This window comes from Allobosea sp. P2_B12, from assembly GCF_056404835.1.
This window is the reverse complement of record NZ_JBFUDG010000020.1, coordinates 1-13,015: the sequence shown is the minus strand read 5'-3', so window position 1 is coordinate 13,015 and position 13,015 is coordinate 1. Positions and strand designations below refer to the sequence as shown.

The window sequence follows — 13,015 nt, the reverse complement described above, 5'->3', positions numbered from 1 at the left end:
GGCGCCCTCGTCACGAGATCCTCGAGTCAAGCCCAAGGATGACGATCGCCTCAGGCAATCGTCACTTCTTCTTGCCGGCGATCGCCTTCGGCTTGCCCTTCCGGGTGCGCGCATTGGTATGCGTGCGCTGGCCACGAACCGGCAGGCCACGGCGATGACGCAGGCCGCGATAGCAGCCGAGATCCATCAGGCGCTTGATGTTCATCGAGACTTCGCGACGCAGGTCGCCCTCGACGAGATAATCGCGATCAATCGCTTCGCGGATCTGAAGCACTTCGGCGTCAGTCAGCTGGTTGACGCGGCGCTCGGCGGCGATGCCGACCTTGGTGCAGATTTCCTGGGCCTTGGTCGCGCCGATGCCGTGGATGTACTGCAGGCCGATGACGACGCGCTTGCCGGTGGGAATGTTGACGCCCGCGATACGAGCCATGATCGTCTCTCCATGTCGGCCAGTCGACGCCCGATGGCGTGCCGGCGGTTATTGATAACCTCGCGCCGGTGGAGGCCGGCCTTTGCGAAGCGTTGAACCCGTTCCACGCGAGAACGCGACGTCGCTCCTTCTCGCGAAGGTAACGGCATCGCTCGCATGAAACCGGAAGTGGGGTCGTTAGTCGCTTGGCCGCGACGAGTCAACCCTTGCGACCAAGAAACGTGCCAACACTGAATTCAGTGTCCGACCAGAGCCTTCTCGATCGCAGCCGTCACTGCATCGATCGGCTGCATGCCGTCGATCTCGATCACCTGGCCGCGCGCGGCGTAATAGGGGGAGACCACCGCAGTGTCGCGGTTATAGGCTTCCAGCCGGGTCTTGAAGACCTCCGGATCATCGTCCTTGCGGACCGGCTGTCCGGCCGCCTTCGCCTCTTCGGCGCGCTTGACGATGCGGTCCACGAGCTTGGTCTGGTCGACCTTCAGCTCCAGCACCGTGTCGAGTTCCAGGTGCTTGGAGGCGAGCATCGCGTCGAGCGCCTGAGCCTGGGCCAAGGTGCGCGGAAAGCCGTCGAGGATGAAGCCCTTCTTGGCATCCGGTTCCTCGATGCGGTCCGCGACGATGCCGATGACGATCTCGTCGGAGACCAGCCCGCCTGCATCCATCACCGCCTTGGCCTTGATACCGACAGGCGTGCCGGCGGCGACAGCCGCACGCAGCATGTCGCCGGTCGAGAGTTGTGGAATGCCGTGCTTCGCGACGATGCGCGCAGCCTGAGTGCCCTTGCCCGCCCCCGGCGGCCCCAGGAATATGATTCGCATCAGCGTTTGGCCCCTCGCAGCTTCGCCTTCTTCACCAGCCCCTCATACTGATGGGCCAGCAGATGTCCGTGGACTTGCGCCACAGTATCCATGGTCGTCGTCACCACGATGAGCAGCGACGTGCCGCCCAGCAGGATGATCGGTATCTGGGCATAGGTGATCATGAACTCGGGGATAAGGCAGACGATAGTCAAATAGCCCGCGCCGAGCACCGTGATGCGCGTCAGCACGCGGTCGATATGCTCTGCCGTGCGCTCGCCGGGACGGATGCCCGGCATGAAGCCGCCATGCTTCTTGAGGTTGTCGGCCGTCTCGGTCGGATTGAACACGATCGCAGTGTAAAAGAAGCAGAAGAAGATGATCAGCGCTGCGTAGAGGAACATGAACAGCGGCCGGCCATGAGCGAGATAGGTCGCCACGATCGACAGGAAGCCGGTGCCGCCCGAAGCTTGCGAGAAGCTCGCGATCGTCGTCGGCAGCAGCAGCAGCGACGAGGCGAAGATCGGCGGGATGACGCCGGCGGTATTGAGCTTCAGCGGCAGGAACGAGGTCTGGCCCTCATACATCCGGTTGCCGACCTGGCGCTTGGGATAGTTGATCAGCAGGCGGCGCTGGGCGCGCTCCATGAACACGCAGAACGCGATGACGCAGATCGCCATGACCAGGATCAGCAGCAGCAGCCCCGTCGAGATCGCGCCCTGACGGCCGAGTTCGAGCGTCTGCGCGAGTTGGGAGGGGAATTCGGCGATGATGCCGGCGAAGATGATCATCGAGGTGCCGTTGCCGATGCCGCGGCTGGTGATCTGCTCACCGAGCCAGAGCAGAAACATCGTGCCGCCGACCAGGGTGATCGTCGTGGAGAGCAGGAAGAACGGCCCCGGCTCCAGCACGAGATTGCCCGAACCCTGCAGGCCGACGCCGATGCCATAGGCCTGGAACACGGCGAGCACGAGCGTCAGGTAGCGGGTGTACTGGTTCAGGATCTTGCGGCCCTGCTCGCCTTCCTTCTTCAGCGCCTCGAAGGTCGGGATCACGCTGGAGAGTAGCTGGACGATGATCGAGGCCGAAATATACGGCATGATCGCCAGCGCGAAGATCGCAAGCCGGCCGACGGCGCCGCCGGAGAACATGTTGAACAGGCCCAGCACGCCCGACTGCGACTGCTTGAACAGGTCGGCGACGGCGTCGGGATTCATGCCGGGCAGCGGGATATACGTGCCGAGCCGGTAGATGATCAGCGCACCCAGGGTGAACCAGATCCGCTTCTTCAGCTCGTCCGCCTTGGCGAACGCCCCGAAGTTCAGGTTTGAAGCAAGCTGTTCAGCCGCCGATGCCATGCGTCCGGTCCTTGGGTGATGTCGTCATTCGGTCGTCAGACAGGCGAACGGCGGCCAGGGCTTCTGGCCCGGCCGCCGTTCGCTCAGTCGTCATGTAAGCGCTCGGCTCACGCCTGTGAAGCGGCAGCCGCCAGGATCTTGACCGAACCGCCGGCCTTTTCGATCGCTTCGACGGCCGACTTCGACGCGCCATAGACCTCAAAGGCGAGCTTGGTCTTGAGTTCGCCGACGCCGAGGATCTTGACGCCGTCCTTGGCCTGACGGGTGATCACGCCGGCGGCGACGAGCGCCTCGATCGTGACCACGCCCTTGGCGTCGAGCTTGCCGGCTTCCAATGCCTGCTGGATGCGACCGAGATTGACCTCGTTCAGATCCTTGGCGAACAGGTTGTTGAAGCCGCGCTTCGGCAGGCGACGATACAGCGGCATCTGGCCGCCTTCGAAGCCCTTGACCGCGACGCCTGAGCGGGCCTTCTGACCCTTGACGCCCCGACCACCGGTCTTGCCCTTGCCCGAGCCGATGCCACGGCCGACGCGGATGCGCGACTTGTGCGCGCCTTCGTTGTCACGGATGTCGTTGAGTTTCATCGAACGATACCCCTCACTTCGCGTCGACGACGCGCACGAGGTGCCTGACCTTATCGATCATGCCTCGCACGGACGGCGTATCGACCAGGGTCGACTGCCTGCGGATCTTGTTCAGGCCGAGACCGATCAGGGTCTGGCGCTGCGAAGCCTCGCGGCGGATCGGGCTGCCGATCTGCTCGACGACGACGGTCTTGTTGTCAGACTTTGCCATGATCGCACCCTCACGCTTCAACAGCGGCGTCAGTGCCGGCATCGCGGCGACGCGTCTGCAGGGCCGAGACCTTGAGGTTGCGGCGCGCGGCAACGCCACGCGGGCTGTCTTCGTTCTTCAGCGCGTCAAACGTCGCGCGAACGAGGTTGTACGGGTTCGAGGAGCCGAGCGACTTCGACACCACGTCCTGCATGCCGACCGCCTCGAAGACGGCGCGCATCGGGCCACCCGCGATGATGCCGGTACCGGCTGGAGCCGCACGCAGCACGACCTTGCCGGCGCCGTGACGGCCCTGGACATCGTGATGCAGGGTACGCCCCTCGCGCAGCGGGATACGGACCAGGCCCCGCTTGGCGGCTTCCGTCGCCTTGCGGATGGCCTCGGGAACTTCACGGGCCTTGCCGTGGCCGAAGCCGACGCGGCCCTTCTGGTCACCGACGACGACGAGAGCGGCGAAGCCGAAGCGACGACCACCCTTCACCACCTTGGCGACGCGGTTGATATGGACCAGCCGGTCCACGAATTCTGAATCGCGCTCTTCGCGATCGCGGTCACGAGGCTCTCTCGCCATGGTCTTTCCTCTTACTTGCGCGGTCGCCGGATCGATGTCCCGCGCCGCTCGCTCGAGCGTTCCTGTTGGAACGACGTCTCAAACATAGGGACCGGCCCCTGCCATCACGCCGTTGAGCGCGATGGCAGGGGCCGGGTTAGCAGAACTCAGAAGTTCAGGCCAGCTTCGCGGGCCGCATCGGCCAGCGCCTTGACGCGGCCGTGATACATGTAGGAGCCGCGGTCGAAGACCACGTCCTTCACGCCGGCCTTGGTGGCGCGCTCGGCGATCAGCTTGCCGATCGTTGCGGCCGCCTCGACATTCGCGCCCGACTTGATGTCGCCGCGGATGTCCTTGTCCAGGCTCGAGGCCGACGCGACGGTGACACCCTTCACGTCGTCGATGATCTGGGCGTAAATCTGCTTGCCGGTGCGATGCACCGACAGGCGGGCGCGGCCATTGGCAACAGCCTTGATCGCGCGGCGGACGCGGGCCTTGCGGCGCGCAGTGTTCTCTGTCTGCTTGCTCATGGCGGTTACTTCTTCTTCCCTTCCTTGCGGAAGATGAATTCGCCGGCGTATTTGACGCCCTTGCCCTTGTAAGGCTCAGGCCCGCGATAGTCGCGGATTTCGGCGGCGGTCTGGCCGACCACCTGCTTGTCGATGCCGGTGATGACGATTTCGGTCGGCTTCGGCGTCACGATCGCAACCCCTTCCGGGATCGCATAGTCGATGTCGTGGCTGTAGCCCAGCGAGAGCTTCAGAACCTTGCCGTTGACGGCGGCCTTGTAGCCGACGCCGTTGATCTCGAGCTTCTTCTCGAAGCCGGCGGTGGTGCCGACGACGAGATTGGCGATGCGGGCACGCGAGGTGCCCCAGAGCGAGCGCGCGCGCTTGCTCTGCGAACGCGGCTGAACCGCGATCGCGCCATTTTCCATGGCGACCGAAACGTCGTCAGGCACGGTGAAGGAGAGTTCCCCCTTCGCGCCCTTTACCTTGACGAGCTGGCCGGCGACGTTGGCGGTGACGCCAGCGGGAACCGGAACAGGCTTCTTACCGATACGAGACATTGGATTTCTCCTGAAAACGAGCGGCGCGAAAGGTCAGAAGACCTTGCAAAGCACTTCGCCGCCCACGTTCTGCTCGCGGGCAAGATGATCGGGCATCACACCCTTCGGGGTCGAGATGATCGTCACGCCAAGGCCATCGGCCACGCGCGGCATCGTCTCCACCGAAGAATAGACGCGGCGGCCGGGCTTGGACACACGCGAGATCGACCGGATGACCGGCAGTCCCTCATGGTACTTCAGCTCGATATCGAACTCAGTCCGGCCATTGCCGAACTCGGTCTGGGTATAGCCGCGAATGTAGCCCTCGGATTCGAGCACATCGAGCACGCGGGCCCTCAGCTTCGAACCGGGCGTCGAAACGCGCGACTTGCGCCGCATCTGCGCATTGCGGATGCGGGTCAGCATATCTCCAAGCGGATCAATGATCACGATGCGTCCTCCTCACCAGCTCGACTTGACGAGGCCGGGAACCAGCCCCTTGTTGCCGAGCTCGCGCAGCGCAATGCGCGACATCTTCAGCTTGCGGTAGACGGCGCGCGGACGCCCCGTGACTTCGCAGCGGTTGCGCACCCGGTTAGGCGCCGAGTTGCGCGGCAGTTCGGCCAGCTTAAGGCGAGCGAGGAACCGCTCGTCCATGGACTGGCTTTCGTCATTGGCGATCGCGAGAAGCCGCGCGCGCTTACCGGCGAATTTCTTCACCAGAGCCTTGCGGTGGTTGTTGTTCTCGACGGAGCTTTTCTTAGCCATCGATCTCTCCTGGTTTCCGCGTATGAACGCTTAAGTTCACTGCCGGAACGGGAAGTTGAAGTGCTTGAGCAGGGCGCGTGCCTCGTCGTCCGACTTCGCAGTCGTGCAGACGATGACGTCCATACCCCAGACCTGGTCGACCTTGTCGTAATTGATCTCCGGGAACACGATGTGCTCCTTGATCCCGAGCGCGAAATTGCCGCGCCCGTCGAACGACTTCGGGTTGAGGCCGCGGAAGTCACGCACGCGGGGAAGCGCGATGGTGACCAGGCGATCGACGAACTCGAACATCTTGGTCTTGCGCAGCGTGACCTTGCAGCCGACCGCCATGTTCTCGCGCAGCTTGAAGCCGGCGATGGCGAGGCGGGACTTGGTGATGACCGGCTTCTGGCCGGCGATCAGGGCGAGGTCGCCGGCAGCGTTGTCGACCTTCTTGCGGTCGGCAGTCGCTTCGCCAACGCCCATGTTGATGACGACCTTCTCGATGGTCGGCACTTCCATGACGTTCTTGTAGCCGAACTCGGCGATCATCGCCGGACGAACGACGTCCTCGTAATGCTGCTTCATGCGCGGCGTAAGCGCCGCCTGCTGGTTCTCAGCCATCGATCAGATCCCCCGAACGCTTGGCGAAACGGACCTTGCGGCCATCATCCAGGACCTTGAAGCCGACGCGGGTCGGCTTGCCATCCTTGGGATCGGCCACGGCGAGATTCGACAGGTCGATGGTGGCTTCCTTGGAAATGATGCCGCCCTCCGACTGCGCCGAAGCCTTGGTGTGCTTCTTGACGAGCATGACACCGCGCACGATGGCGCGGGCATCCTTCGGAATGACCTGGAGCACTTCGCCGGCCTTGCCCTTGTCACGGCCGGCCAGCACGACGACCTTGTCGCCCTTCTTGATTTTCGCAGCCATCACAGCACCTCTGGCGCAAGCGAGATGATCTTCATGTGGTTCTTGGCGCGCAGCTCGCGCGGAACCGGTCCGAAGATACGGGTGCCGACAGGCTCCTTCTGGTTGTTGATCAGCACGGCCGCATTGCGGTCGAACCGGATCACCGAACCATCGGCGCGCTTGACGTCCTTGGCGGTGCGAACGACGACCGCCTTCATGACGTCGCCCTTCTTCACGCGACCGCGCGGAATGGCTTCCTTGATCGAGACGACGATGATGTCGCCAATGCGGGCATAGCGCCGCTTCGACCCGCCGAGAACCTTGATGCACATCACGCGACGGGCGCCGGAGTTATCCGCGACCTCGAGATTCGTCTGCACCTGGATCATGGCCTTGATCCTTCCAGTGTGTATCAGCGCGGTTTCCCGAAAGCATCAGTGCCTCCGGGACTACGACTGACGGGGGTCGATCGCCCCCTGGCCTCAAAACAAAGCACGAACCGCAAAAGTGCACGCACTCTTGCGGCTAAACATGCCCGACTTATCCTATTCCGCCCTCCCCGCCACCCGATATGATTCGGGCAACAGAGACCGCGTTGACCTACGCCTTGGGGGCGTTGTCGAGCACAACCCAGCTTTTCAGCTTGGAAATGGGCTTGGACTCCTCGATCCAGACCTGATCCCCGACCTTGGCCACCTGCGCCTCATCATGGGCGTGGTAGTTCTTGGTACGGCGAACCGTCTTCTTGAGGAGAGGGTGCGTATAGCGCCGCTCGACCTTGACCACAACAGTTTTGTTCTGCTTGTCGCTGACGACGACGCCCTGCAGCACGCGCTTCGGCATTGTCTGACTCCTCAGGCGCTCGCCGCGACGGTCTTCGACCGCTGCAGCGTCTTGATGCGGGCGATGTCCTTGCGGACTTCGGTCACCCGGGCGGTGTTCTCGAGCTGGCCGGTGGCCTTCTGAAAGCGCAGGTTGAACTGCTCCTTCTTGAGCTTCAGGAGTTCGTCCTGGAGCAGGTCCACGCTCATGGCTGTCAGGTCGGACAGGCGTTGCGAAGCTTTCATCTTGTCCTCCCTCTTACTCGGCGATGCGCTGGATAAAGCGCGTCTTGATCGGCAGCTTGGCCGCGCCGAGGCGCATGGCCTCGCGTGCGGTTTCCTCAGGCACGCCGTCGATCTCGAACATGATCCGGCCCGGCTTGACCTTGGCTGCCCAGAATTCAGGCGCGCCCTTGCCCTTGCCCATGCGGACTTCGGTCGGCTTCTTCGAAACCGGCACGTCCGGGAAGATGCGGATCCAGACGCGGCCGGCGCGCTTCATCGCACGGGTGATCGCGCGGCGGGCCGCCTCGATCTGCCGGGCCGTGACGCGCTCGGGCTCCTGGGCCTTCAGGCCGAACTGGCCGAAGTTCAGGTCCGTGCCGCCCTTGGCGACGCCCGCAATGCGTCCCTTGAACTGCTTGCGGAACTTGGTCTTCTTTGGTTGCAACATGGCTCTTCTCGATCAGCCTTATGCATGCTCGCGACGATGGCCACCGCCGGAACGGCTGCCCTCGTCTGCCATGCGCTTGTCCTGGGCCATCGGGTCGTGCTCGAGGATCTCGCCCTTGAAGATCCAGACCTTGATGCCGCAGGTGCCATAGGTGGTGAAGGCGGTGCCAACACCGTAATCGACATCGGCGCGCAGCGTGTGCAGCGGCACCCGACCTTCGCGATACCATTCGAGGCGCGCGATCTCGGCGCCGCCGAGACGGCCCGAGCAGTTGATGCGGATGCCCTCGGCGCCCAGACGCATGGCCGACTGAACGGCCCGCTTCATGGCGCGACGGAACGCGACGCGGCGCTCGAGCTGCTGCGCGATCGAGTCGGCGACCAGCGTCGCGTCGATCTCGGGCTTGCGCACCTCGACGATGTTGATCGTGACGTCCGCCTTGGTCAGCTTCATCACCGACTTGCGGAGCTTCTCGATATCGGCGCCCTTCTTGCCGATCACCACGCCCGGACGAGCCGAGTGGATGGTGACACGGCACTTCTTGTGCGGGCGCTCGATGATGATCTTGGAGATCGCAGCCTGCTTCAGCATCTTCATGAGCATGGCGCGGATGGCCATATCCTCATGAAGCAGCTTGCCGTACTCGCCCTTCTGCGCGAACCAGCGCGAATCCCAGGTGCGATTGATGCCGAGGCGAAGCCCGATCGGATTGATTTTCTGACCCATCGTTCTCTCCTCAGGCCTTGGCCGCAGCGACTTCGCGCACGATGATCGTAATGTTCGCGAAGGGCTTCAGGATGCGGGCGCCACGGCCACGGGCACGGGCGTGGAAACGCTTCATGACCAGGGCCTTGCCGACGAACGCTTGGGCGACGACGAGATCGTCGACGTCGAGATCATGGTTGTTCTCGGCGTTGGCGATCGCGCTCTGAAGGCACTTGCGCACGTCCAGCGAGATCCGCTTGCGCGAGAACTCGAGATCGGCGAGCGCGGTCGAGACCTTCTTGCCGCGAATGAGCTGGGCGAGGAGGTTGAGCTTCTGCGGCGAGACGCGAAGGTTGCGAGCGATCGCAACGGCTTCGTTCTCGGGCAGCGCACGGGGGGCGGATGCTTTTCCCATGGCTTACTTCCTCTTCGCCTTCTTGTCGGCGGCGTGACCGTGGAAGGTGCGCGTCGGCGAGAACTCGCCGAACTTGTGGCCCACCATCTCCTCGGAGACGTTCACCGGCACATGCTTGTGGCCGTTGTAGACGCCGAACGTCAGACCGACGAACTGCGGGAGGATCGTGGAGCGACGGCTCCAGATCTTGATGACCTCAGACCGGGCCGCCGAACGGGCAACCTCGGCCTTTTTCAGAAGGTATCCGTCGACAAACGGACCTTTCCAAAGCGAACGCGCCATGACGGACCTCAGTTCTTCTTCTTGCGGGCGTGACGGCTCGACACGATGAACGTATCGGTCCGCTTGTTCGAGCGGGTCTTCTTGCCCTTGGTCGGCTTGCCCCAGGGGGTAACCGGGTGACGACCACCGGAGGTGCGGCCTTCGCCGCCGCCATGGGGATGGTCGACAGGGTTCATCGAGACACCGCGGTTATGCGGGCGACGACCGAGCCAGCGCGAACGCCCTGCCTTGCCGTCATTCCGGTTCATGTGGTCGGGGTTCGAAACCGCGCCCACCGTAGCATAGCACAGGCCGCTGATCAGGCGCTGTTCGCCCGAGTTCAGGCGGACGATGACGTAGCCCTGGTCGCGACCGACGATCTGGGCGTAGTTGCCGGCGGAACGAGCGAGCTGCCCGCCCTTGCCAATCTTCAGCTCCAGATTGTGGACGATCGTGCCGATCGGCAACGAGCCCATCGGGGCCGCGTTGCCGGGCTTCACGTCGACCGACGGACCCGAGATCACGCTGTCGCCGACGGCGAGGCGCTGCGGGGCCAGAATATAGGCCTGCTCGCCGTCGCTGTACTTGATCAGCGCGATGAACGCCGTGCGGTTGGGATCATACTCCAGCCGCTCGACGACGGCCGGAATGCCATCCTTGCCGCGACGCTTGAAGTCGATCAGGCGCAGCGTCCGCTTGTGTCCACCGCCGCGGAAGCGGACGGTGATGCGGCCGAGATTGTTGCGGCCGCCGGAGGACGACTTACCCTCCGTCAGCACCTTGAGCGGCTTGCCCTTGTAGAGCTCGCTGCGGTCGACGATCACGAGCTGGCGAAGGCTCGGCGTGACCGGCTTGAAATGCTTCAAAGCCATGGTTTGCGATCCTTCCTTACAGGCCCGTTGTCACATCGATGGAGTGACCTTCCTCGAGGGTCACGACCGCCTTCTTGACGTCCGAGCGCTGGCCGAGCCGGCCCCGGAAGACCTTCATCTTGCCCTCGGTGACGAGCGTGTTGACGCTCTTCACCTTGACATCGAACAGCTTCTCGATCGCCGCCTTGATCTGCGGCTTGGTCGCGGTCTTGGCGACCTTGAAGACGACCTTGTTGTGCTCCGAGAGCATGGTCGCCTTTTCGGTGATCACCGGGCCACGAATAACGTCGTAGTGGCGCGGGTCCAGATTCTTCGCCGTGCTCATGTGAAGCGCGCCTCCAGCGCATCGACAGCCGCGCGGGTCAGGACAAGCTTGTCGCGACGCAGGATGTCATAAACGTTGATGCCCTGGATCGGCAGGACGTCGACATTCGGGATCGAACGCGCCGCCAGGCCGAAATTCGTATCGATCTCGGCGCCGCCGATCACCAGCGCGCTGGACAGGGCCAGCTTGCCGAAATGACCGAGCAGGACCTTGGTCTTCGGCTCGGAGAGCTTGGCGTCATCGATGATGATGATGCCGCCATCCTTGGCCTTCGACGAAAGCGCATGGCGCAGAGCCAAAGCGCGGACCTTCTTGGGCAGGTCGTGGGCGTGGTCGCGCACGATCGGGCCGAAGGCCTTGCCGCCGCCGCGGAACTGCGGAGCGGAAGCTGCACCGTGACGGGCGCCGCCGGTGCCCTTCTGCTTGTAGATCTTCTTGCGGGTGCGGTCGACTTCCGACCGGCCCTTGGACTTGTGCGTGCCGGCGCGGCGCTTGGCGAGCTGGTAGCGCACCATGCGGGCCAGGATGTCGGCGCGCGGCTCGAGGCCGAAGATCGCATCCGAGAGCTCGACCGAACCGGCCGAGCCACCTTCGAGGGTGGTGATATCGAGCTTCATCACGCGTTCTCCTCAACCGTCTCGGCTGCGGGAGCCGGCGTTTCGCCGCCATTCAGCTTGAACTTGCCCGGCAGGGGCGCATCCTTGGGCAGGGCGCGCTTGATGGCGTCCCGCACATGGATCCAGCCGCCGGCATGGCCGGGAACGGCGCCTTCGACCAGGATCAGGCCGCGCTCGACATCCGTCTGGACGACGCGCAGGTTCTGCGTGGTGACGCGCTCGGCACCGAGATGGCCGGGCATCTTCTTGTTCTTGAAGGTCTTGCCAGGGTCCTGACGACCACCGGTCGAACCGATCGAGCGATGCGAGACCGAAACACCGTGCGTGGCGCGAAGACCACCGAAGTTCCAGCGCTTCATGCCGCCGGCGAAGCCCTTGCCGAGCGTCGTGCCGCTGACATCGACGAACTGGCCGACGACGAAGTGGTCGGCGGTGAGCTCGGCGCCGACCGGGATCAGCGCGTCATCGCTGACGCGGAACTCGACGACCTTGCGCTTGGGCTCGACCTTGGCGACGGCGAAATGGCCGCGCTCAGCCTTCGAGACATTCTTGACCTTGGCCAAGCCCGTCCCGAGCTGCACGGCAACATAGCCGTTCTTCTCGATCGTGCGATGAGCAACGACCTGGCAGTTATCGAGCTTCAGCACGGTGACCGGGATATGTTCGCCGGCATCGGTGAAGATGCGGGTCATCCCGACTTTCTGTGCAATCACACCGGAACGCATCGGTGCATACCTTCCCTTGGGGTCTTACTCATCCAGCCAAAACGCTGGAGGCAGAGGACCCGGCTAAATTAGGATCAGAGCTTGATTTCGACGTCGACGCCGGCGGCGAGATCGAGCTTCATGAGGGCGTCGACCGTCTGCGGGGTCGGGTCGACGATGTCGAGAACCCGCTTGTGGGTCCGCATTTCGAACTGCTCGCGCGACTTCTTGTCGATGTGGGGCGAGCGGTTGACCGTGAACTTCTCGATGAGCGTGGGCAGCGGGATGGGGCCGCGGACCTGGGCGCCCGTCCTCTTTGCGGTCGACACGATCTCGCGCGTCGAAGCGTCGAGAATGCGGTGGTCGAACGCCTTGAGGCGGATCCGGATGTTCTGACCGTTCATGGTCTTTTCTTCCTCGTGACGTGAGAAGGCGAAGGCCGCAGGGCCATCGCCCTCACGAAAACGTTTGTTACGCGATGATGCTGGCGACGACGCCGGCGCCGACGGTCCTGCCGCCTTCGCGGATGGCGAAGCGCAGCTTCTCTTCCATCGCGATCGGCACGATCAGGTGGACTTCCATGGCGATGTTGTCGCCAGGCATCACCATCTCGGTGCCCTCGGGCAGGTGCACCACGCCGGTCACGTCCGTCGTGCGGAAGTAGAACTGCGGGCGGTAGTTGGTGAAGAACGGGGTGTGGCGACCGCCCTCCTCCTTGGTCAGGATGTAGGCCTCGGCCTTGAACTTGGTGTGCGGCTTGACCGAACCCGGCTTGCACAGGATCTGGCCGCGCTCGACGTCCTCGCGCTTGGTGCCACGCAGCAACGCGCCGATGTTGTCGCCGGCCTGGCCCTGGTCGAGCAGCTTGCGGAACATCTCGACGCCGGTCACCGTCGTCTTCACGGTGTCCTTGAGGCCGACGATCTCGATTTCCTCGCCAACCTTGACGATGCCGCGCTCGACGCGACCGGTCACCAC

The 13,015-nt window shown here is 63.7% G+C and carries 25 protein-coding genes; all 25 read right to left on the bottom strand.

What is annotated here, in order from left to right; genetic code table 11:
- Nucleotides 1-61: 61 nt before the first annotated feature.
- Nucleotides 62-430 carry a 30S ribosomal protein S13 gene (gene rpsM / locus AC1DYU_RS25820; RefSeq protein WP_158483215.1) on the bottom strand — a complete coding sequence of 123 codons (369 nt, stop codon included), beginning with the start codon at nt 428-430 and terminating at the stop codon, nt 62-64.
- 236 nt (nt 431-666) lie between these two features.
- On the bottom strand, nt 667-1,251 hold the full coding sequence (locus AC1DYU_RS25815) for an adenylate kinase (protein WP_476794100.1): 585 nt from the start codon (nt 1,249-1,251) through the stop codon (nt 667-669).
- Entirely contained in the window at nt 1,251-2,588 is a 1,338-nt protein-coding gene (secY, locus tag AC1DYU_RS25810) for a preprotein translocase subunit SecY (protein WP_476794099.1), read from the bottom strand. Before secY ends, AC1DYU_RS25815 begins: the two co-directional genes overlap by 1 nt.
- Before the next feature lie 107 nt (nt 2,589-2,695).
- A complete protein-coding gene (gene rplO, locus AC1DYU_RS25805; protein ID WP_476794098.1) occupies nt 2,696-3,175 on the bottom strand; it encodes a 50S ribosomal protein L15 in 480 nt (159 codons plus the stop codon).
- A gap of 13 nt (nt 3,176-3,188) precedes the next feature.
- Nucleotides 3,189-3,386, bottom strand: a complete 198-nt coding sequence (gene rpmD / locus AC1DYU_RS25800) for a 50S ribosomal protein L30 (protein WP_054211962.1) — start codon at nt 3,384-3,386, stop codon at nt 3,189-3,191.
- 10 nt (nt 3,387-3,396) lie between these two features.
- Entirely contained in the window at nt 3,397-3,957 is a 561-nt protein-coding gene (gene rpsE / locus AC1DYU_RS25795; protein WP_054211954.1) for a 30S ribosomal protein S5, read from the bottom strand.
- 146 nt (nt 3,958-4,103) lie between these two features.
- The gene (gene rplR / locus AC1DYU_RS25790; RefSeq protein ID WP_158483211.1) at nt 4,104-4,466 is read right to left on the bottom strand and encodes a 50S ribosomal protein L18; all 363 of its coding nucleotides are present in this window, start codon (nt 4,464-4,466) and stop codon (nt 4,104-4,106) included.
- Between the two features lie 5 nt (nt 4,467-4,471).
- Nucleotides 4,472-5,005: a 50S ribosomal protein L6 gene (gene rplF, locus AC1DYU_RS25785; RefSeq protein WP_158483210.1), complete on the bottom strand. Its 534-nt coding sequence runs from the start codon at nt 5,003-5,005 to the stop codon at nt 4,472-4,474.
- Between the two features lie 33 nt (nt 5,006-5,038).
- A complete protein-coding gene (gene rpsH / locus AC1DYU_RS25780; protein ID WP_082365580.1) occupies nt 5,039-5,434 on the bottom strand; it encodes a 30S ribosomal protein S8 in 396 nt (131 codons plus the stop codon).
- Between the two features lie 12 nt (nt 5,435-5,446).
- Nucleotides 5,447-5,752 (bottom strand): 30S ribosomal protein S14, encoded by a 306-nt coding sequence (rpsN, locus tag AC1DYU_RS25775; protein WP_054211870.1) that lies wholly within the window; start codon nt 5,750-5,752, stop codon nt 5,447-5,449.
- A 36-nt stretch (nt 5,753-5,788) separates the two neighbouring features.
- Nucleotides 5,789-6,355 (bottom strand): 50S ribosomal protein L5, encoded by a 567-nt coding sequence (rplE, locus tag AC1DYU_RS25770; RefSeq protein ID WP_054211871.1) that lies wholly within the window; start codon nt 6,353-6,355, stop codon nt 5,789-5,791.
- On the bottom strand, nt 6,348-6,665 hold the full coding sequence (gene rplX / locus AC1DYU_RS25765; RefSeq protein WP_158483209.1) for a 50S ribosomal protein L24: 318 nt from the start codon (nt 6,663-6,665) through the stop codon (nt 6,348-6,350). Before rplX ends, rplE begins: the two co-directional genes overlap by 8 nt.
- Nucleotides 6,665-7,033: a 50S ribosomal protein L14 gene (rplN, locus tag AC1DYU_RS25760; protein ID WP_054144259.1), complete on the bottom strand. Its 369-nt coding sequence runs from the start codon at nt 7,031-7,033 to the stop codon at nt 6,665-6,667. The genes rplX and rplN overlap by 1 nt, the downstream gene beginning before the upstream one ends.
- Before the next feature lie 211 nt (nt 7,034-7,244).
- A complete protein-coding gene (rpsQ, locus tag AC1DYU_RS25755; protein ID WP_054211873.1) occupies nt 7,245-7,487 on the bottom strand; it encodes a 30S ribosomal protein S17 in 243 nt (80 codons plus the stop codon).
- An 11-nt stretch (nt 7,488-7,498) separates the two neighbouring features.
- Entirely contained in the window at nt 7,499-7,711 is a 213-nt protein-coding gene (gene rpmC / locus AC1DYU_RS25750; protein ID WP_054144261.1) for a 50S ribosomal protein L29, read from the bottom strand.
- A gap of 13 nt (nt 7,712-7,724) precedes the next feature.
- The gene (gene rplP / locus AC1DYU_RS25745) at nt 7,725-8,138 is read right to left on the bottom strand and encodes a 50S ribosomal protein L16 (protein ID WP_054144262.1); all 414 of its coding nucleotides are present in this window, start codon (nt 8,136-8,138) and stop codon (nt 7,725-7,727) included.
- An 18-nt stretch (nt 8,139-8,156) separates the two neighbouring features.
- Nucleotides 8,157-8,864: a 30S ribosomal protein S3 gene (rpsC, locus tag AC1DYU_RS25740; protein ID WP_054211874.1), complete on the bottom strand. Its 708-nt coding sequence runs from the start codon at nt 8,862-8,864 to the stop codon at nt 8,157-8,159.
- 10 nt (nt 8,865-8,874) lie between these two features.
- Nucleotides 8,875-9,258, bottom strand: coding sequence for a 50S ribosomal protein L22 (rplV, locus tag AC1DYU_RS25735; RefSeq protein ID WP_054144264.1), 384 nt, complete (start codon nt 9,256-9,258; stop codon nt 8,875-8,877).
- 3 nt (nt 9,259-9,261) lie between these two features.
- Nucleotides 9,262-9,540, bottom strand: coding sequence for a 30S ribosomal protein S19 (gene rpsS, locus AC1DYU_RS25730; protein ID WP_054144265.1), 279 nt, complete (start codon nt 9,538-9,540; stop codon nt 9,262-9,264).
- A gap of 8 nt (nt 9,541-9,548) precedes the next feature.
- A complete protein-coding gene (gene rplB, locus AC1DYU_RS25725; RefSeq protein ID WP_158483208.1) occupies nt 9,549-10,391 on the bottom strand; it encodes a 50S ribosomal protein L2 in 843 nt (280 codons plus the stop codon).
- Between the two features lie 16 nt (nt 10,392-10,407).
- On the bottom strand, nt 10,408-10,716 hold the full coding sequence (locus tag AC1DYU_RS25720; protein ID WP_054144267.1) for a 50S ribosomal protein L23: 309 nt from the start codon (nt 10,714-10,716) through the stop codon (nt 10,408-10,410).
- Complete coding sequence (gene rplD / locus AC1DYU_RS25715) at nt 10,713-11,333, bottom strand: 50S ribosomal protein L4 (RefSeq protein ID WP_054211876.1); 621 nt, start codon at nt 11,331-11,333, stop codon at nt 10,713-10,715. The genes AC1DYU_RS25720 and rplD overlap by 4 nt, the downstream gene beginning before the upstream one ends.
- The gene (gene rplC, locus AC1DYU_RS25710; RefSeq protein WP_108049212.1) at nt 11,333-12,058 is read right to left on the bottom strand and encodes a 50S ribosomal protein L3; all 726 of its coding nucleotides are present in this window, start codon (nt 12,056-12,058) and stop codon (nt 11,333-11,335) included. Before rplC ends, rplD begins: the two co-directional genes overlap by 1 nt.
- Nucleotides 12,059-12,132: 74 nt before the next feature.
- Nucleotides 12,133-12,441, bottom strand: coding sequence for a 30S ribosomal protein S10 (gene rpsJ, locus AC1DYU_RS25705; RefSeq protein ID WP_043237115.1), 309 nt, complete (start codon nt 12,439-12,441; stop codon nt 12,133-12,135).
- Between the two features lie 67 nt (nt 12,442-12,508).
- Nucleotides 12,509-13,015, bottom strand: a 507-nt coding sequence (locus AC1DYU_RS25700) for an EF-Tu C-terminal domain-related protein (RefSeq protein WP_476794097.1), incomplete at its 5' end; no start/stop codon positions are given.